This is a genomic window from Haloarcula amylovorans (assembly GCF_004681185.1).
Taxonomy (GTDB): Archaea; Halobacteriota; Halobacteria; order Halobacteriales; family Haloarculaceae; genus Haloarcula; species Haloarcula amylovorans.
The window spans coordinates 310,340-328,862 of record NZ_SRIF01000003.1 but is presented as its reverse complement, the minus strand read 5'-3'; the positions used below and the strand labels follow the sequence as shown (position 1 = coordinate 328,862).

Here is an 18,523-nt window from a genome sequence, read left to right as displayed (position 1 = left end):
GCTGTTGGAGAACGGAATCCGCTTTCGCTGGCAGACGTGGCACAAGACGCGTGGGACGAGGGGGGCACGCCGGAGGCGACACTCGACATCGAACTTAACGGTGTGATACAAGCAGACGAGACGTATCTTCGACATCTGTTCAGGAATCTATTCGAGAACGCAGTTCAGCACGGGGGCGGAGATGTGACTGTGGAAGTCGGGGAGTTGGATAACGGGTTTTACGTGGCGGATGATGGTGTTGGGATTCCAAGTGAACATCGAGACGTGGTGTTCGATACGGGATTCACGACGGCAGGCGACAAAGGCGGCACTGGGTTGGGACTGGCGTTTGTGCGAGAACTCGCGGATGTCTACGAGTGGACGACGACAGTAACTGCGAGTACAACTGGTGGAGCCCGATTCGAGTTCAGGGACGTTGACTTTAGGGAGAGTAACTGAGCAATTCGCATATCTACTGAACAGCCGGTACGCTGCTTTCAGCGTGAAAGAAATGAGCCTACCGGACTGAACTTATCCTCTGTATTGATCGCACCAAGACAAAATATATCCTCTGTTGAGGGTTTCAATAGAGCCTCTGTAGTGAGTACTATTCGTCTACAGATAGTCAGTTACTGTTTCACTCACCGTTACTGAACTGCGTCAGTCAGTATCGTTGAACCACCTCACCAAATCACGGCTCCAAGCGTTCGGTCGCTGGCACACTATACTAACCTAAAGACGACCACTACAGGTGAAGTCAGGTATACAGTTCACCAGCACTGACTGTTCTGGTGGCTCGGTCGTACGCAATGAGATTACAGTCAGCGAGATATGGGAGGTGTGTCCGTGTCAAGGCTGTCTTCAACCTCTGTCGTTGGTGTTCATCAGCGGTTTCGAAATCAACCAACAGAGCGTCGGCCACTTGATCCACTGAGAGCGATATTCCTTGACGCAGATACACATATTCGAGGATTGCGAGCTGTAACCGCTGATGCTCGTATAACACGGTGTCGACATGTTGTCGCTGAAATTCTGTGAGTGAAACTGTAGACGGTTCCAGGGTCTCAGTAGGTGACGTGATTTGCTCGTTCTGGCGAACGAGACCCGGAAAGAGAGACTGTCTATATCTCGGTTCCAGCTGGATGACTGCTATCGTTAACCCAATAACTGCCCCAAATGACCCAAGTGTGACTGTAAGATACCAGCTATCGATTATTTGCCCACCTTGCATGAGTTGGTGTTGAATAAGCCAGAGGCCGAACGCTGTTGCAAAGAGAATGCCAACAACAACCCCGACTGCAAGACGCCACCGCGCAAACGTTGGGAGGTTACCTTTTCCAAAGCGGTATCCTGTGTAGATGAGTACGAGTGGCGAAATCATTCCCAGAATCAGTTCGAGTCCCAGTAAAGCGGGCGGCTCTGCATCAACACTCACGAACAGAAGTATGCTCATCAGCGACAACAGACCGATACCGATTATCGTCCACCCGCCACCCTTCTTGTGGAACGACCGTTTGCGGATAAGCGGACTGGGGCGCCCCATACAGCATAATGGTTTCCTCCTCTCCTAAATGTTCGCTACTGGACGATTTCGCTGGCTTGGTTCGGCAATCAATGCTTCGTAGTCTTCGATATTAACCACACCTTATTGTCTATTGGAGAATATCCACCGACCTACTTACATTTTGAATTGGGGTAAATTCGCCGATTTTACGACCTGTATGGCCAATAGAGTGGGTATTACGATATGTGTGTGGGTGGTTCATATGATTGATGATAGGTGCTCTACAATACACGGGCCACGCACTACCAGCATCCAGGACAATATTGCCGACCCAGAAACCACAGTATACTCCAGCGAACTGCGGTGTCAAGGGATGGTCTCTCCAATGATCGAAAAGATCCCCACATCCATGGAGAGATTACAGCACGATATGCGAGCAGACCCGAAAATCGGGGATGACTTGTTCTTTTTTCCAGAGTACAATGATGTAGAGGGGTTTTCGGGGACTGGAAACATTTGGTTCGTCGGGTTAAAACGCTCTCGAAGGTCGTTCCCCGATACTGGAGACACCCTGTTGTACGAGACACTATCGGAGCTCGGATTGGCCAACGCACATCTAACACATATCTCAAAAGAACGTGGTCTCGTGACAGCACAGGGAATCGAGCATACCGAGATTCAACGCATGCGACCGTATTTTCGTCAGGAATTGGATCTCTGTGACCCTTCCGTCATTATTGGATTCGATCAAAATGTGTATCATGCCCTCAAATATATGGCTGCGACAGATGATGTGGCGATTCGATTTCTGAACCAGTCTGGTTGGCTTGATGGCCGAAACCCGGACCAACTCCGTGCTAACATACAGTCGATTATCGAGGACGCCGATAAATCAGACTGACCAAATCGCCCGCGGCTGTTCCGAATGTGTGCTGTGCAGCGATGACGAATACGCGCCATTGTATCATACACGGGCTCTGAACACGAGTTGTTTCTAATAGCAGCACCAGCTGTCAATTCGCACACCTACTGACTAGCGCATTTTGCTTACCTGACCCTGAAACGAAGGACTTCTAGCAGCAACGGTTCTTTGAATGCGCTGTGGATTGGCCAGTATGTAATGTAGTGTTGGTGTGAGCATATGTCACGGCTAATTATCCCTCTGAAGGCCTATATATCGACAATGAAATACGAGATTGCCGCAGATGAACGCGTGAGCGAAGCTGTCCTCGCTGGTGTCAGTAGATTCGAATCGACTGCCGTTAGTGACCTTCCGTTGCTCTACGGCGCGATAGACCCTGACGCATTAGAGGTGTTACTCACATCTCAAGAGAACACCTGTGTCTCATTCGTATACAGCAACTCTCGAATCGAAATCCATGATAAAGAGTTTCTCACAGTCGAAGCTACCTAACCGAAAATCCCGTACAGTACGCACTCCGATTGAGCGAGTATGCCACCACTCTCTGCCTAAAACAGAGCGTGACGACTTAGTTAATGTACTGTGGATTGGTCAGTACAGAGGGACCAATGAGCATAGGAGTTAAATCGCTTCCAGTTGATGTTATCTATATGTCAGATATGTTTCGCTCCGCGACAAAATGGTCTCTCCAAGTGGTGGGCGTTGAGGTCATTCTCGCCGTCACCTTATTCAACAGGTTCGCGTGGCAGTATAGCGATATTTCTTTTGGACGGCTTATGACGTTCATCGTCCTCTCTATACTTATCGCGGGCATTCTTCTTCTCAGAGAAATCCCGAACATAATGGGGTCAGAAATTTACACCAAGTGAGCAACTCGCACACCTACTGAGCGGCTGTTTCAGATACTATGCTGAGTAACAAACGACGGTTAGAAGGAATTCGGCAAACTAGCTAACCAACATTCGAACAAATCATGCCGATCTGTTGGTTATCCTTGTTTCAATCACACTGTCACGTGCTGATCGACGATACGAGGAGGGCCACCGTGACAGCCATACGACCGCTGAGAGAGTCGAACAGCTAAATGCCAGTGCGAGGTAGCCGCCGAACAACACATACGGGCCGGGTTCAACGAGTTTCGCGAGCGCGGCGCCGGCGACGCACGCCTTTGCGATGACGACTGTCGTGATCGCAAGGACTGTGTGCTGGCCGTTGGGTCGGGTGTCGAACGTGGTGGGCATCGCTGTCGCTAGTGGCACCACTCGCCCATCGCGATATGTGCAGGCGGGTGCTGTGGCAGGTGGTGTATTCGTTACTGGTCGGAGCACCTCAGTGATCGATGGGTATGTTCTGGTGTCTCGGAGCGGTATGGTGTTCGCGAGTGATAGCTTGTTAGTCAGTCGCCTGCCGAGGAATCGGCCAGAATGGGCGTTCCCGTTGAATCTCATCGCTTTCGCGGTGGGGTAGCTCAAGTCGCTTAATCATCAGATTGTTCGTCGAACACAGTTGCCAAGAGCCGCCGGTGGGCCTTCCGAAGATGCTGATGAAAGGTTGGCGGACTGATTCCGATTGATGCGGCCACCGCCTCACCAGAACTACCTCGAGGCCACTCGAAGTACCCAGCCTTGTATGCCGCTTCGAGTGAGGTACGCTGTCGGTCGGTAAGCTTCTCTTCGAGCGTCCGTTCGAGGCGAACAGTGGACGGTCCGGTACGTGTCACCCGCCGCCGCGCTAGCATCTCGATCCCAGGATATGCCGCCTCAATCGATTCGATGATCCGACGAACGTCAGTCTCCATGGCGAGGTGAATCTGCATGGTATAGTCGCCGTCTTCGATCGCCGCTTGCTGGACGTAGCCCCCGTGAGCCGTTACGATCGAGAGCACCGGCGGGTCGATCAACTTGACCTCGAACCGCGTCTCGTCATCGTCCTGAAGGACGGTTACTGAATCCCAATGCGGAAGTGAGTCGGTTTCCACCAGTGCCTCCATAATCGCTATTGCGCTATCTGTGGCGGTACCGTACTGCAGGTACGTCCCATCGCCGACCGGCACTGCTTGGTCGAGAGTGATTGTCCCCTCGGTGGTGATAGGCAAGTCGAACGCCGTAACGAAATCGGGAATCCGGAATACAACTTCGACAACCTCACTGCTAGTCAGTGCACGTTTGCGTTCAACAGCCGCGATAGCGTGGCTGACAATATCGCCGAGCTGGCCGATCACCTCGCGCTCATCGGTCCCGAACGCGTCGGGTCTGGCGGCGTACACGGTGAGCACGCCATAGCTTGCCCCTTCATGAATAATCGGGATTCCAGCGGCCGATTGGGTTTCCCATTTGTGGGCGGGGTCTTGCCACGATTCGGGGAGTACCTCGGGGGAAACGTCTTGCTGAACCTGCATCTCGCGGGCCTGGACCACTCGTCTGGTCAGGTCTACATACTCGGAGTTATCGGAATCGACTGGAACGGACACACCATCGATATGGTTTTTAACACCAGCGGTAGTTCGAAGCTGGACCGTCTCCGTGTCGGGATCAAGGTTGCCGATCCAAGCGCATTCATACGAATCCGCGTCGGCGAGTGCTTCGACGACGACCCGTTCAATCTCCTCGCGCGTCGACTGCTCGAGTACTGCCTCCGTGATCTGCCTGACGACACCGTTGAGGTTATCGAGCGCGATCAGTTGCTTACGCTGGTGTTTGAGTGTCCGTTCACGCTCGACGCGGTCGTAGGCCGCCTTGGCATTTGTTGCAAGTAGTTCGACAAGACGCTGGGTATCTGCGTCGAACGCATTGTCCTCTTCGGAACCTACGACAAGGACACCGTACTCACCCATCGGCGCGAACACGCCGGCGTGCATGTCGGCGCCCCCGGGACTCATGTACGGCGAATCGGTGATGTCGTCGAACCGGTATGGCTCACCTGTCGCGTAGACGTGTCCGGTGATCGTTGAGTTGTCTGGCAGGATTGGTGATAGCTCCGTCTCCACGATCCCAAGCGATTGTGCGGCCGGATACAGGTGGGATTCTGCCTCATCGTACACGTACGTAGCGACGCTCGAGAGGTCCATCACATGGGTGGCTGTCTCAACGACGATCTCACTGACTTCGTCTTTCGTTTCAGCGCCGAATAACTCGTGAGCTGAGTCGTACAGGGCCATGAGCGTCTCCTCGTACTGCTTGCGGTCTGTGATGTCCCTGGCGACGCCAACCCGCCGGTCCGGTCCGTCCTCGCGAGAGAGCATCACGAAGGTGCCGGCTGCTGGGACTGTGGTGCCGTTAGCGGTCTGAAGATTGGTTTCGAGCATACCCGGATCGCTGTCTCCGGCACGGAGCTTCTCCTCGTACTCAATGGCAACCTGGATAGTCTCTTCGTCAACAACTTTCGTGACGTGAGCGCCGACCAGTTCTTCGGCGGGGTAGCCAGTTAATTCAGCATAAGCACTATTGACCCAAGTGAATCGACCGTCCTGATCAACGACGTAGACCCCCTCTCTGATCGTTTCGACGATGGTCTCGTATCGTTCGAGTTCATGCTCGCGTTCTTTACGCTCAGTTACATCTTTAGCGTAGATCGACAACCCCGTCTCTGAGGGGTAGACGCTGGCCTCTATCCAAGAGTCTAGAGCCGAGTAATAGACCTCGAAGCTTGTCGGTTGCTGGGTCTTGAGCGCCCGCTCAAAGCTTTCCCGGGCAGACGAATCAGCGGCTTCGGGGATCACTTCCAAGACGCTTTCGCCCAACAGCTCTGCTTCAGCGTGTCCGAGCAACTCCTCAGCCCGCTCATTCACATATGTGAACCGGAACCCATCATCAAGCGCGTAGAAGCCGTCGTCGATTCGCTCGTATACCTCGCTGAGTTCGTCCTTGAGCGCGTCACGTTGGCGCTCAAGCTGTCGGGCCTGTTCTTTGAGATGGGTGATGTCCTCGGCGGCAACCACTACCCGCTCAATGTCGCCGGCAGCGTCGTTCAGTGGAGCGACGTTCACCGAGAGCCACCGAGACACGCCGTCGGCACCCTCGACCCGACACTCCCATCCCTCGACAGGCTCGCCAGTAGCGAACACGTGGGCAGTCGGGCGTTCATCCGGGGGGATGGGTTGCCCGTCGGCGTCGTAAATGGCGGGATCACCCGCTTCGTCGTCACCGCTCGCTTGCACGTTCAAAATTTCGGCGGCCTGGGCGTTTAGCCGTTCGAAGTCGTCCGGTGAGCGGACGCCGAGCCCGACAGGGCTTGTCTCGAAGATGCGTTCGATGAGATCGCGTTCTCGAAGGAGTTGTCGTTCACGTTCGCGCCGATCGGTCATGTCGCAGGTGACCTTCGCGTAGCCACGGAGGTCGCCGTTATCGGCGTGAATCGCTGTGATGGTGATATTCGCCCAGAACCGCGAGCCGTCGGCGCGAACCCGCCACCCCTCGTCTTCGATAGTACCTTGGTTGGCGGCGGTTGTGAGATTTGCCTCGGGAACCTTGGATGTGCGGTCCTCGTCCGTGTAGAATGTCTTGACGTGCTCCCCGATAATTTCCTCGCGCTCGTAGCCCGTGATCTGATGGGCCCCCTCGTTCCACGTCTGAACGTGCCCCTCTGGGTCAAGCATGATGATCGCATACTCCTCGACGGCCTGTACGAATGAGCGAAACCGTTGCTCGGTTTCGAGCAGCTCCTGTTCCGACCGCTTCTGTTCGGTGATATCGGTCACGACCCCTTCGAGAACGCCACTTGATGTCCCTTCCTCAACGACTGCACAGCCGCGTTCGCGGACCCAACGGATCTCACCGTCGGCTGATCGGATCCGGTACTCAACGGTAAACTGGTCGCTCTTCTCGAGTTGGGAGCGTATCTCTTCGCGAAGTGAGACTCTATCTTCGGGGTGGACGATATCCTCGCCCCAACTGACATCGCCGTCCTCGAGGGTCTCAGGATGATATCCCGTAATATCAGTGGCGGCATCGCTGACGAACAACATCGCCCAGCCAGGCTCGTTTCGACAGCGGTACACCATACCCGGGACGTTGCCGATGAGCCGCGAGAACATGCGTCCCGAGTCCCCGCGGCTGTCTCCGTTATCGGCCAGCGGTCGCCACCAAACCCGCCCACGGGCGCCGACCTTCTTGGTTTCGAGATATTCTTGATCAGCGAGGCGCTCGAGGCGCTCGTATGTACTCCGCCGCCCAAGATCGAGGCGGTCGGCAACCTCGGTCGTAGTAAGCGGGGTTCCCGGCTCTGCCCTATTAAAGAGTGTGAGCGTCTCTCGCAGGCTGTCGGTCAACGAACCGGACGTCATTATAGCCTGCATTTACAGCCACTCTCTTCAATCCTCCGTTGACGGAGGGTCTTCGACTATCCGCCGGAAATTCCCCTGTTGAAGATTCTATTCAGCTAATTCTTGTCCAATAAACGCCCAGGAATAGCGATCGAGATTCTGCTGTCAAAAGTGGGCCTAATAGCTTTGGACGAGCCCTTATTGTGACTTCTACTGTCTCATAGCGTAGAGGACATCGAATGAGTTCAATGACTGAGTCGGTCTGGCAAGACGCAGTAACGGTCGAACTGAGCGACAGCGACCGCTATCAGATACTTGCCTCCCAGCGGCGGCGCATCGTCCTCGATATTGTCGCAGACTGGCAACCGCCGATTTCCCTTGCGGAGTTAGCGACGGCAGTTGTCGAACGAGAACGAGAGGCCGATGGGTCTGACAAAGTGACTGTTGACCAGGTGCGAATTAGTCTCCACCACAACCACCTCCCGAAACTGTCCGAGAACGGGATTCTTGACTATGACCCACAAAGCCATACAATCCATCATCAGGAGAATGACCGCCGTTGAACAGATGGTGGCGCTCAGTGACAAGATGGGTGGTGAGCGTCCGTGAGCAGCCGCTCCACATTCAGATATTCTCCTCACCAGCACCCACTGGTGAACTGATTACAACACCCATTCCAACAGATGGCTAAGAAAACCACTGCCCAAGACGGTGACCCAGTCGCTCTGGACGACGGACAGACACGAGTTCCATGCATTGATCCGTCATGTATCGAGACTGCGACCAACCGCTGTTACGATGGCAACGTGGATCAAGAAGTAGCCTTCTGTGACGCTCATATTGACGAGTGGCTAGAGAAAGACCATATTGTCAAGATAGACTGAATAGTACGCATTCCTACTGAGTGGTTGTTTCTGCTGCTGTCGTTAGCAACACTGTGATCAGAAGGGGGTTGCAGTCAGTTTCCCAGTCAACAGCTCACTGCACTGGCTTCCCACCGTCGACCCGACGCTCGTCTCTTGGGTAGCTGTTGACCGGTATCGGTGCTGTGAGCTGCGACGATGGGGCTACCGCAATCAGCGAACCAGCTATGTGACCGCTGGGACGGTCGACCAGCTGCACGCCAACGCGAAGGACTCGCCGAGTAGCACAGTAGGATTGGGCGCGACGAGTGTCGCGAGCACAATGCCGACGAAACAACCCTTCGCGACGATGATGGGTACGGTCGCGAGACCGGTATGCTGGTCGGTGTTCATCGTGCTACGGGTTCATTGATGGTTGCTTACAGCGATGCGGGTGGCGTGTCAGTCATGCTGTGCAGAGCTGTGTTTCCGAGTGGCACCGAGCTCCCGTGGCGATGATACGCTGGCGGGCGCTGGGACGGTCCGTCTGTCCGTCGGTCGGGGTACCTCGGTAGCCGATGAGTGTTGGTGTGCCCCGGTGTCTTGAGATGTATGGTGGACGCTGGGCTGGTGGTCGCAAGTGATAGCGATGGCTCTCCAGGGGTTGTTCGGCTAGGAGAGTGTCGCTGGCTGGCGAGAGTACGTGTCTCGTGGGAATAGTTCTGCGGGAGAAACGCTAGTAGCACAGCTGGCGTGGACCAGCGGCTAACTACCAGCGCCAGTCGGATTCATACAGAAGTAGTTGGTACTGCGTTGTCAGCGGAGCGTCTTCGCATATATGAGCCGCCCGTCGACTACCTGTGACGGATCTGTCGGTGCTACGTGCGGTCACTCGCTGAGACAGTCCGTACACCGGCCGGCACCTGGAACTGTTGCACTCCCACACTTAAGGCAGGTATCGACCGTATTCCCGTGGGATTGCCCCGCTACGAGTGTCTGTCGTAGTCTCTTCAACAGCCGCTGAAGCATAGCTGACTGTACTGGCTGCAAGGGTATAGTCCCCTGGGCTCGATACCCATGCGTCGCCGCTGGCTACTGGTGACTCCTCCAATTCCCGACGGTGATGGCCGATGTTCGACTATCGGCAGTCGGATAGCAGTGTCTCTCGGCGTCGCGACGTGGTCGTTCGCTCTCCGTGATTCTAACGGACGATACTGCGTGGTCGGTTTCTGGGCTGCCAGCGTATGGTGACTGGCGATCAAATCCGATTGCGCGCAGTTCTATACTGACCGCAGCACGAGGCGACCGCACTCAGCTACGCGATGTCTCTTGGAGATACGCTTCGCCGGCTCTATTGAAATCCTATTCTTCAGACACAATATGGAATGAAACAGCCGGTACGTATGTGTGCGTAGATACCGCTATGAGTCCTACCAGATACGGTAGACGTTCTTGGAGGCGTGCAAGATACACAGCGCGTATACAGCAACGGAGGTGGCGCCAGTCCAGAAGTAGTCGAAATGGTTGAGATAGGGACTGCTCCCTATCCGTCAGTCAGTCCGAGCTGTTCTAGGAAGGCGTGGAAATCGTGATAGACACGATCTTCCACGATTTGTCCGTCTCGGATCACGGTTTTCGACATTCCCCGGAGTTCGATCTCGCGGTTGGTTGCCGGGATACCGTTGAATTCCCCTTCGTGTGTGGCCGTCGCTGTCCACTCTATCATGACGACGCCGTTTCCCGAGAGCATCTTCTCTATCCTGATGGTGAAATCCGGAAACCCCATTCGCAGCTCTCGCAGGTGGGACTCGAACTCGTCACGACCCTCCAGCACGCCGCCTGGGGCACCCGGGTCGTACACCGTGGCCGATTCGTCGAGGACGTCTGGAAGTCGCTCGTATGCACCAGCGTTCCAGATGTCCACCCACTCTTTGACGCACTGTTCGACGTCGGATGTAGCCTGTGCCATGGGTGTTCCACCCATTCTCACTGAGGGGCCACAAGCGGTTGGCCTTACTCGGCGAGAAGGTTCCCACAGTCTGGACACTGACAGATTCCCTCGGTCAGTGGCTCGACCCCCAGCGCTACGACCTGTGGACGCAGTGGGCAGTATCTCGGAGCGCCTCTCCCGGCGTGGTTAGCGGGTATCTAGTCCACCTTGTCCGACTAGGTATCAAGTCCACAAGAACTCTCGATCCATCGACTGACGGATTTTTACCGATGGGTGTGTTACCGATTCGCATGGGCGCCACGCTAGATGACATCCAGTTCCTGGCAAACTCGGCCAATCGTATCCACATGCTGGAGGCGCTCACCAGTGGCGCAGCGTCCCGCCGGGAACTCCAGAACGAGACTGGGGTGCCCCGATCGACAGCTGCCCGGGTGCTCGATGATGCCGAAGCCCGTGGCTGGGTCAGGTCAGAGGGGAGTCGCTACCGAATCACATCGCTGGGAGAGGCGATGGTCACGGAGTTCCGTCGGTATCTGGCGGCAACTGAGGGTATTCACCACCTCGGCCCGGCGATCGACTGGTTGCCCGAGCCGGTCTGGGACCTCGATTTTCGCTGCTTCCGTGAGGCCGAGGTGACGACGCCAACGGAAGCCAATCCGACCGCCCACTTCGACCGAGCGATGGAGTACCTCCGGGGGAGCGACAGCTACCGTAGCCTCACGCAGAACTCACTCCCGGAGTACATGGACGTGCTTCACGGTCGTGTCGTCGAGGGACAGCTCGATTTCGAGGGAGTCATCGAAGCGAGCTTCATTGATGTTCTGGGTAACGACCCGGACCGGGCGGCGCTCTGGCAGGATATTGCTGATCGGATGTGGCTGTACAACGGGCGCGTGCCGCTCAATATGCACATCGTCGATGGAACTGTCCTGCTCTGGTTGTGTGGCGAAAATCAGGCTGGCGATGACGTGCTCGTGAAGGGGCTTCTAGAGAGTACACATCCAGATGTCGTCTCGTGGGCGGAGTCCCTGTATGAGGAACACCGGGCGGATGCAGAGCCACTCGAACCCGCAGTATTGCCGTCGGAGTGAGAGGAAGCCACCCTCACAGGCGGTATCAGGACCGATGATTCACCGCACAGATCAGGTACTGTCAACGCATCCCACGGAGTCAACGTGAGACAAACGATTGCGAGTTGCTGACTACATACTTTGGGCCTTGTTTAGACGCAGCAGAATCGGCTCCCGTCCTTTGTACTCAACTGATGAAACCGTATCGTGAGGTGCTCACGATGAATTTCTGTACAGCCGGGATGGCTCCTGACTCGCCCACTCCAGAGCGTCTAAACAAGGCTCATACTCTGTATCTCGCACGCCGCTCCTACTCAGTAACAGATAGGTCTTCGACCGAAGTGTTCCCTCGCTCCGCTGTATTGACCACAACCGGGCCAGGACTCGTCACCTGCTGAGGATTTCAACAAGGCCGAAATTCCGTATATTGGTGAGGTGAAGGCCATGAACGATGTCGAGCGTGGAGCGGAGAATATTAAAACATATCTCGGCATCGAGGGGTTCATTTCGCCCTACGGTATTCTGACGGATGGTGTCGAGTGGTTGATCTATGGGCCACCGGCAGACGGTGGCCGGACGTCGAATCCGGTCGAGCGTGAGTCCATTTCGTTGGCTGACTCACTGCAAACCGTTGCATTGGCTGCGGGGTACTGGAAGATGAAGCTGCTGTCGTCGGCTATTCGCTCGAATGGTGTGGCTCAGATTGAGGCGTTTCTACGGATATTTGCGGCGGCAATGCTGACGACGACGGTACACTCAACTGGCTTCAACTTCCTGATGGTCCGTCTATAACCAGTGCGGTCAGTTCATTTGATTGAGAACCTGACTGTTCTACTTCCACTGTACTTTACATACATTCATATGATCTCTGCTAATATACTCACTCATGGCGACAGCAGAGAATACGGAATTAATCGACTACTTTGAAGAATTCTATCGGAATTACTATCGTAACGACATCGGCGAACTCGCACAACACTATCCAAACGATCAAAAGTCCTTGTACGTTGATTGGCAGGACCTCTATCGGTTTGATTCAGATCTAGCAGAGGACTATCAAACCAAGCCAGAGCAGCTGCAAGAATACGCTGAAGAAGCACTCAGACTCTATGACCTGCCTGTCGACATCTCGCTTGGACAGGCCCATGTTCGAATCACGAATCTCCCAGAAACAACGGGTATCAGAGAGTTACGACATGAGCATCATGGATGCCTTGTTGAGATTCAAGGGACCGTCGGCGAAGCGACTGAGGTTCGACCAAAGATTCTTACTGCTGCCTTTGAGTGCCAGCGCTGTGGTACACTAACTCGAATTCCACAGGCTTCGGGGAAATTTCAGGAACCTCATGAATGTCAAGGCTGCGAGCGACAAGGGCCATTCCGGTTAAATACCAGTCAGTCAGAGTTCATTGATGCCCAGAAGATTCGGCTCCAAGAGAATCACGCAGCCCTAAAAAATGGCCAAGAACCACAGCATCTCGAAGTCAATATTGAGGACGATATAACGGGACAAGTGACTGCAGGGGACCGAATTCGAGTAACGGGGGTAATCAAACTGAACCAACGTGGAAGCAGCCGTCAGAAATCCCCTAGCTTCGATCTCTATATGGACGGCGTTAGCATTGACACCAACGTTGAATCATACCCAGAGCTGACAATTTCGGAGGCAGACAAGAAGCGAATTTTGGAGCTATCTGCTACGGAAAATATCTACCAGCAGTTTATTGATAGTATTGCATCGTCTGTTTACGGAAGCGAGACGATCAAGTTAGCAATCATACTGCAGCTATTCAGTGGAATCCAGAAGGAGCTGCCCGATGGTTCTCAGTCTCGTGGGAATATTCATACACTCATTGTCTCACCAACCGGAACCGGAGTTGAGCGGTTGGTAAGTCAGGGAAGTCGACTTGCGCCACGAGGACTACAAGTCTCTGGAACGGACACAACTGCTGCAGGTCTCACTGCCGCAGCGACCACTTCGTCTGATGCTGCCGGTGATGATCCTTGGACGCTGAAGGCTGGAGCGACAGTCATGGCAGATAAGGGTCTACTCGCACTGACCAATTTGGAAAGTCTTAGCCATGAGGCCGCAACGGCTCTAGGGAGCACACTTGAATCACAGTGTGTCGACGTTTCGAAGGCATCACAGACGGAGTCACTTCGTGCAGAAGCTGCAGTTTTAGCCGCCGCAACCCCCAGGATGGGGCATATCGAAGATATGTCTACAATCGGTCGTCAACTTGATCTCCCGCCACAGCTCCTTTCGAATTTTGACCTAGTGTTTACCTGTAGTGAGCCTGGCGACGATGACGCTGTTGCCGACCATGTTCTCGAGGTAAATCGGGCGACAGAAGGCCGGATTGGACTGGAAGAAGGGTCACAACCAGAACCAATTAGCGAAAGCGCATCATTCCCTGCTCCAGATGCATTCACACCTCCGATTGAGGCATCGCTCATTCGGAAATATGTCGTCTACGCACGTACTGCCTGCTTCCCTGCGATTTCCGAGAAGGCGAAAGACACACTCAAGGAGTTCTATGTCTCCGCGAGAGCACAGAGTGACGATGTAGAAGGGGCAGCCCCAGTAAATATGCAGAAAATCGAGTCTCTCATCCGTCTGACCGAAGCTAGTGCACGGGTTCGGCTGGCAGATATGGCGACACAGGCTGACGCCGAACGAGCGATCGAGGTCGTCCAGGCATCATTAGTTGATCTCGGGACACTAACGGAAACAAAGGCAGATGCAGCGACAAAAGAGATACCTGAAGAAACGTCAGCAGACCTCAGCGATCCGAAAACAATCAAATCAGAGGTTATCTCAGTTCTTGAAGACAAGCATTCCGGCGGAGCCCCACATGAAAAGGTCGTGGATCAGGGTGAGAGATATGGATTCTCTGAACCCGAAGTTGAAGTGTTAATCGAGAAGCTCCAACAGATGGGGGAGATATACGAAGGGCGGACAGATCGGTACCGAACAACCTGAAGTGCGTATCACACTGTGAGTTCCTCCTCAAAGAGCCGTGCTAGTAACCGAAAATCTGATGAAATTTAAATTAGTTGCCAGAGATAAGTCAAGTGAAGGACCTCCATGACGACTGCATACAGACTATTAGACTTCGTTGATTCGGTAGATCGTGAATTGTACTTCGATCCTTCCTTCGAGTCAAAAATAATGGCTCCAGTCCCCGGTAACGACGAGCAGGATCGTCAGTACCAGCATTTGGGGAAAACAGAAGTGTATACGCTTACGTCTGCACTCGCTGAAGCCCGTGGTGACAGTCCAGGTCCACTATCCAAATCGGAATTCCGAATCCCTGATTCGACAGCACGCAAATACCTTGAATTGATGCAGGGCGGCGAGGTAGCTGACGAAATCCACGACCACTCTGCTGCCAGTCGAGAAGTCATTGTTGGGCTCGCTGATGCAGATTGTCTACAACCGGAAGACTTCATCTCAGAGAGCGTCGATCACATCGATATCGCTCGGGAGGCGGGGCTTGACCGTAACATCGTGGGTTCGATAGCGACACAGTTCGTTGCCGGGTTCTCAACAGGTTCCGAGATTCGGGACACAGACGGGCCCTTTGACGACGTGACGGCTTCCGATGCGTTTGAGGGGTGGTCTCTCCAATCGGCTGAATCCGGCGCTTCAACGGTTCGGTGGGTGAGTCAAGGACGGTTCAATATCACGGTCAAGGAGAGCGACGGAAAGTGCTCAGTCGTTATAAACTCACCCAGTCCTGAGAAGAACCCCTACTATCGAAAGGGTCGCAAAGTCATCCTTGACGCCGAGAACGTGACGCCTGCGGAAGCTATTCAGACAGCACATGATTGGCTTGCCTCCAACCAGCTTCCCGATCCAGAAGTGTCAGGGCTCAGTGAGCTAGACTACGTCGGCCCATCGACACACGACTATCTGGCTCTTGAGTATGGGGTCAGGAGCCGTGATGATCTCGACGAGCTTGCCGCCACTGAGCCCGATGTAATAGAGCAAGTCCTTCGAGAGGAAGCAGCCGAGAAGCTACTGAATTAAGAACGAATCCTGTGCATAATCCAGGTGCTTGGAAGTAACCGTTCTAGCCCATGGATCTGGAATGAAATTGTTTCATATTCGTTCTATTGTCGTTACACTTGATATAGACGTTGTTGAACTGGGTGATAGTGTGCCGGTGTCTTGCGGTGGTGTGGTGGACGCTGGGTCGACGCGAGCGACAGCGATGGCTCTCTAAGGATTATTTGGCTCGGAGGGGGTCGCTGGTAGGTAGTAGATCGCGTTTCGCGTGAAGTCTCTTTCTGTTATTCCACGTTTCCATCGACCCCCCGGGGGATAGTCGGGAATTGAGGGTCGATGGAAATTTCCTTGTAGAGGCATGCAGTACATACTCTCATCCCCCCGAATATGGGCGGGTTACAGACGAACCCTTGCGGGATTGAAGCAGTTTCGCTCCGGTTGGCGAGCTATCAAGTGACAGTTACAGACGAACCCTTGCGGGATTGAAGCTCTTCGCCAAACGTCTCGACGAACCACGTCTCAAGGTTACAGACGAACCTCGTGGGATTAAAGCGACGTGCCGCAGCCCTTTGGGCCCTTGGAATATCTTATAAATCAGGTATCTCAACGAAAGGCGTGTCATAGCTCCAAGACAGTATCCAATTCTCCAAAAGAAACGGAGCTGAGTCGAATACGCTATCGGTGAAGGTTGGACCCTCTATCGCCTTACACCGTGGCTACAACATGCTGATACCCGGCCTGCGACGGTACCGGCTGCAGCGTCAATCCAGCCAATGCTAATTCACGAAGCACTTCGGGCGGAACACTCTCCCGGTCGCGCAATACGGCGTCGAGTGTCCATGCGTCGTGCCGACTGGCATTCGGCGCGACGACGTCGACGGCGATGGTCGGCACCGCATCTCGAATCGCTCGTGCAGCCCGCCGGACTTGCTTTCGGTCTTCGACGGTGCAGCTCATGCTTCCACCGCCTGCACGAGATCGCCAACCAGTGAGCCACCGACGTGCGGACCAACGTCCCAGCCGCGCTTCATGCGCGTGTGCTCGCACCAGTCACGAAGCGTCTGGCAGGGGGTCTCGACAAGGTCGAATTTCTCAGCGTTCAGATCCTCGTCGACAACGACGACAGCAGATTCGTAGCTGTCCCAGTAGTGGGCAGCGTCATCTGCATCGACGCCGAGGAACGCGGGGGCTTGGGTCAGTCGATCGCGGGCGATACGTTCTTGGGGATTGGCTTCTGCTTTCGACATGGGTTGTCCAAAGAACCCACGCGCCTCGGTGCTCTAACACCGGGGCGATTTCCTTGAAGGAAACCGACCAGCGACGCGTGCGTTCTCAGTTGTAACTCAGAGTCCCCATACCAATAAAACTTTTCCAGTACTGGCTAAAGATGGCTGCCGTCTATATCTGATTTCCCAGAAGTGGTATTCCCTTGAGCCACCTTCACCCCTTCTGCCGTAATTACCCAGTAGCCGGGATTTTCGTCTGAAATCACGAGGTTACCATTCTCATAGTCTTCAGCATCAATTCGCTCAATAAGGCCCTCCTCGCGGAGCTCTCCTAAGTAGTTCTTCAACGATCCTTCTCCGAAGTCAACACCCCGATAGGCAAGATTTCTGTAAAGTGCCCGTTTTGGTAAGGCTAAACGCGTCTCTTCCATAAACTCCAGAACGCGCTGTTTGCGCTCTTCTTTAGACGCCACATTCTGCTTGTCGTAGCCCTGTGCAATGACATTACTGAATCTGTCATAATTCTTTGGTACTGGGCAACTATCTCTAGTTCTGGACATATTTATCCAGTTACGTGCAAAACACTAAGTGCTTGCGCATCTCACGGTTCTAACACAGCCGACGTGTCGCTCCTCGGGCGTCGTTGGAAAACCGAGTGCGACGCCGTGGTGCAACACGGGCGCCGCGTCGGTCCAAAACGGCATGTACGCACACGCAACGGGGAGCCTTGAAACCTTCCCACGGACTGTGTCGTATCGCTATCCGATCATCGCCCAGCGTCGTCGTGCCGAGTCACGACATCAACGGCCTGCCTGTCGTCCACACTCCCACCTCAACCGTTGGAGCCTCGCCCACAACCACGCAACCACCCAGAGAGACCGTCGATGACGACCTACTACGACCTCTCGGGCTTCCAGCGCGATGTCCTCCAAGCCATCGCGGCCGTCGACGAGAAACCCTACGGCCTCGCGCTCAAGGACTACCTTGACGAGCGCTACAGTGACCCGATCAACCACAGTCGCCTCTACCAGAACCTCGATACACTGATCGAGCACCAGCTCGTCGACTGTGATCCCCTCGACGACCGCACCAACGCCTACACCCTGACCGACGCCGGCCGCGACCTGCTCGCCCACCAGGCCGACACCCTCGCACGTTGCACTGACCGCCCGCGTCCAGTTGCCGACGGCGGCGCCCACTCCCCGACGGGGGCCGACCGGTCATGACTGGCCCCGTCTCACGAGCCTGCCTAGCCAGCGCTGAGACCCACAGACGGCCGTCGAACCCCGACCACTGGTCGATTAGAAGCGCCCCGCTGGGAGGGGACCAATGACGCCCGGCGTCGGCGAGGTCGTCGTCCTGACCGAACTCGACAGTGCGCCACGGCTGCTCGTCACGAGCGTTGACGACGCTGCCAACAGTATCACTGGCGTCTTGCTGGCCGACTTAGCTACCGAGACAATCCAGCGGCTCGCCGCCTCGACCGGTGACCGCCACCGTTGTGAGGAGCTGGCACTCGCGGTGAAACAGACTACTGAGCTCGCGAAATTTACTGTGCCCTGTGAGGACTGCCGGTATCTCGATGAGCCCGGTCTCGATGGTGCTGCCCGCCAGGAGCGTGAGCCCCAATGACCCGCGCAGGATTACTGTCGCACAGGCACAAGCGGGCGCTCACTGCGACGGACTGCCAGCACCACAGCCAAGCCCACGACAGACGCGATGGCTGCGGCTGGGAGACACATCGGTGTTCGTGTACG

17 protein-coding genes are annotated in these 18,523 nt (G+C 54.9%); 11 read left to right on the top strand and 6 right to left on the bottom strand.

What is annotated here, in order from left to right:
- Positions 1-438, top strand: a 438-nt coding sequence (locus E4S61_RS15930; protein WP_209309522.1) for a sensor histidine kinase, incomplete at its 5' end; no start/stop codon positions are given.
- Positions 439-736: 298 nt separating this feature from the next.
- On the opposite strand, the gene E4S61_RS15925 is transcribed toward E4S61_RS15930, so the two are convergent.
- The gene (locus tag E4S61_RS15925) at positions 737-1,522 is read right to left on the bottom strand and encodes a DUF7344 domain-containing protein (protein ID WP_135304941.1); all 786 of its coding nucleotides are present in this window, start codon (positions 1,520-1,522) and stop codon (positions 737-739) included.
- Between the two features lie 223 nt (positions 1,523-1,745).
- Between E4S61_RS15925 and E4S61_RS15920 the strand changes: the two genes are divergently transcribed.
- From E4S61_RS15920 to E4S61_RS15910, 3 genes are all read left to right on the top strand, one after another.
- Entirely contained in the window at positions 1,746-2,384 is a 639-nt protein-coding gene (locus E4S61_RS15920) for a uracil-DNA glycosylase family protein (RefSeq protein ID WP_135304940.1), read from the top strand.
- A 282-nt stretch (positions 2,385-2,666) separates the two neighbouring features.
- Positions 2,667-2,897 (top strand): HalOD1 output domain-containing protein, encoded by a 231-nt coding sequence (locus E4S61_RS15915; protein WP_135304939.1) that lies wholly within the window; start codon positions 2,667-2,669, stop codon positions 2,895-2,897.
- 158 nt (positions 2,898-3,055) lie between these two features.
- Entirely contained in the window at positions 3,056-3,274 is a 219-nt protein-coding gene (locus E4S61_RS15910) for a hypothetical protein (RefSeq protein ID WP_135304938.1), read from the top strand.
- A gap of 608 nt (positions 3,275-3,882) precedes the next feature.
- Here the strand turns inward: E4S61_RS15910 and E4S61_RS15905 are convergent.
- Positions 3,883-7,686, bottom strand: a complete 3,804-nt coding sequence (locus tag E4S61_RS15905; RefSeq protein WP_167768536.1) for a PAS domain S-box protein — start codon at positions 7,684-7,686, stop codon at positions 3,883-3,885.
- A gap of 218 nt (positions 7,687-7,904) precedes the next feature.
- Between E4S61_RS15905 and E4S61_RS15900 the strand changes: the two genes are divergently transcribed.
- Positions 7,905-8,228: a DUF7344 domain-containing protein gene (locus E4S61_RS15900; RefSeq protein WP_135304936.1), complete on the top strand. Its 324-nt coding sequence runs from the start codon at positions 7,905-7,907 to the stop codon at positions 8,226-8,228.
- A 1,822-nt stretch (positions 8,229-10,050) separates the two neighbouring features.
- Here E4S61_RS15900 and E4S61_RS15895 read toward each other — a convergent pair.
- Entirely contained in the window at positions 10,051-10,476 is a 426-nt protein-coding gene (locus E4S61_RS15895) for an ester cyclase (protein ID WP_135304935.1), read from the bottom strand.
- A gap of 272 nt (positions 10,477-10,748) precedes the next feature.
- Between E4S61_RS15895 and E4S61_RS15890 the strand changes: the two genes are divergently transcribed.
- The 4 genes from E4S61_RS15890 (at position 10,749) to E4S61_RS15875 (ending at position 15,561) form a co-directional block, all read left to right on the top strand.
- Positions 10,749-11,549, top strand: coding sequence for a helix-turn-helix transcriptional regulator (locus E4S61_RS15890; protein ID WP_135304934.1), 801 nt, complete (start codon positions 10,749-10,751; stop codon positions 11,547-11,549).
- A 423-nt stretch (positions 11,550-11,972) separates the two neighbouring features.
- The gene (locus tag E4S61_RS15885; RefSeq protein WP_135304933.1) at positions 11,973-12,320 is read left to right on the top strand and encodes a hypothetical protein; all 348 of its coding nucleotides are present in this window, start codon (positions 11,973-11,975) and stop codon (positions 12,318-12,320) included.
- A 94-nt stretch (positions 12,321-12,414) separates the two neighbouring features.
- Entirely contained in the window at positions 12,415-14,511 is a 2,097-nt protein-coding gene (locus E4S61_RS15880) for a minichromosome maintenance protein MCM (protein ID WP_135304932.1), read from the top strand.
- Positions 14,512-14,616: 105 nt separating this feature from the next.
- Complete coding sequence (locus E4S61_RS15875; RefSeq protein WP_135304931.1) at positions 14,617-15,561, top strand: hypothetical protein; 945 nt, start codon at positions 14,617-14,619, stop codon at positions 15,559-15,561.
- Between the two features lie 684 nt (positions 15,562-16,245).
- Here the strand turns inward: E4S61_RS15875 and E4S61_RS15870 are convergent.
- The 3 genes from E4S61_RS15870 to E4S61_RS15860 form a co-directional block, all read right to left on the bottom strand.
- On the bottom strand, positions 16,246-16,497 hold the full coding sequence (locus tag E4S61_RS15870) for a hypothetical protein (RefSeq protein ID WP_135304930.1): 252 nt from the start codon (positions 16,495-16,497) through the stop codon (positions 16,246-16,248).
- Positions 16,494-16,787 carry a hypothetical protein gene (locus E4S61_RS15865; RefSeq protein WP_135304929.1) on the bottom strand — a complete coding sequence of 98 codons (294 nt, stop codon included), beginning with the start codon at positions 16,785-16,787 and terminating at the stop codon, positions 16,494-16,496. The genes E4S61_RS15870 and E4S61_RS15865 overlap by 4 nt, the downstream gene beginning before the upstream one ends.
- 134 nt (positions 16,788-16,921) lie before the next feature.
- Positions 16,922-17,326, bottom strand: a complete 405-nt coding sequence (locus E4S61_RS15860) for a hypothetical protein (protein WP_135304928.1) — start codon at positions 17,324-17,326, stop codon at positions 16,922-16,924.
- A 324-nt stretch (positions 17,327-17,650) separates the two neighbouring features.
- On the opposite strand from E4S61_RS15860, the gene E4S61_RS15855 reads away from it, so the two are divergent.
- A complete protein-coding gene (locus E4S61_RS15855; protein ID WP_135304927.1) occupies positions 17,651-17,992 on the top strand; it encodes a PadR family transcriptional regulator in 342 nt (113 codons plus the stop codon).
- 103 nt (positions 17,993-18,095) lie between these two features.
- Positions 18,096-18,398: a hypothetical protein gene (locus tag E4S61_RS15850; protein ID WP_135304926.1), complete on the top strand. Its 303-nt coding sequence runs from the start codon at positions 18,096-18,098 to the stop codon at positions 18,396-18,398.
- Positions 18,399-18,523: the final 125 nt, after the last annotated feature.

Bases quoted from the DNA above. Each gene is read 5' to 3' on its own strand.
- E4S61_RS15925 (WP_135304941.1), bottom strand. From the start codon at position 1,522: ATGGGGCGCCCCAGTCCGCTTATCCGCAAACGGTCGTTCCACAAGAAG.
- E4S61_RS15920 (WP_135304940.1), top strand. From the start codon at position 1,746: ATGATTGATGATAGGTGCTCTACAATACACGGGCCACGCACTACCAGC.
- E4S61_RS15915 (WP_135304939.1), top strand. From the start codon at position 2,667: ATGAAATACGAGATTGCCGCAGATGAACGCGTGAGCGAAGCTGTCCTC.
- E4S61_RS15910 (WP_135304938.1), top strand. From the start codon at position 3,056: ATGTCAGATATGTTTCGCTCCGCGACAAAATGGTCTCTCCAAGTGGTG.
- E4S61_RS15905 (WP_167768536.1), bottom strand. From the start codon at position 7,686: ATGACGTCCGGTTCGTTGACCGACAGCCTGCGAGAGACGCTCACACTC.
- E4S61_RS15900 (WP_135304936.1), top strand. From the start codon at position 7,905: ATGAGTTCAATGACTGAGTCGGTCTGGCAAGACGCAGTAACGGTCGAA.
- E4S61_RS15895 (WP_135304935.1), bottom strand. From the start codon at position 10,476: ATGGCACAGGCTACATCCGACGTCGAACAGTGCGTCAAAGAGTGGGTG.
- E4S61_RS15890 (WP_135304934.1), top strand. From the start codon at position 10,749: ATGGGCGCCACGCTAGATGACATCCAGTTCCTGGCAAACTCGGCCAAT.
- E4S61_RS15885 (WP_135304933.1), top strand. From the start codon at position 11,973: ATGAACGATGTCGAGCGTGGAGCGGAGAATATTAAAACATATCTCGGC.
- E4S61_RS15880 (WP_135304932.1), top strand. From the start codon at position 12,415: ATGGCGACAGCAGAGAATACGGAATTAATCGACTACTTTGAAGAATTC.
- E4S61_RS15875 (WP_135304931.1), top strand. From the start codon at position 14,617: ATGACGACTGCATACAGACTATTAGACTTCGTTGATTCGGTAGATCGT.
- E4S61_RS15870 (WP_135304930.1), bottom strand. From the start codon at position 16,497: ATGAGCTGCACCGTCGAAGACCGAAAGCAAGTCCGGCGGGCTGCACGA.
- E4S61_RS15865 (WP_135304929.1), bottom strand. From the start codon at position 16,787: ATGTCGAAAGCAGAAGCCAATCCCCAAGAACGTATCGCCCGCGATCGA.
- E4S61_RS15860 (WP_135304928.1), bottom strand. From the start codon at position 17,326: ATGTCCAGAACTAGAGATAGTTGCCCAGTACCAAAGAATTATGACAGA.
- E4S61_RS15855 (WP_135304927.1), top strand. From the start codon at position 17,651: ATGACGACCTACTACGACCTCTCGGGCTTCCAGCGCGATGTCCTCCAA.
- E4S61_RS15850 (WP_135304926.1), top strand. From the start codon at position 18,096: ATGACGCCCGGCGTCGGCGAGGTCGTCGTCCTGACCGAACTCGACAGT.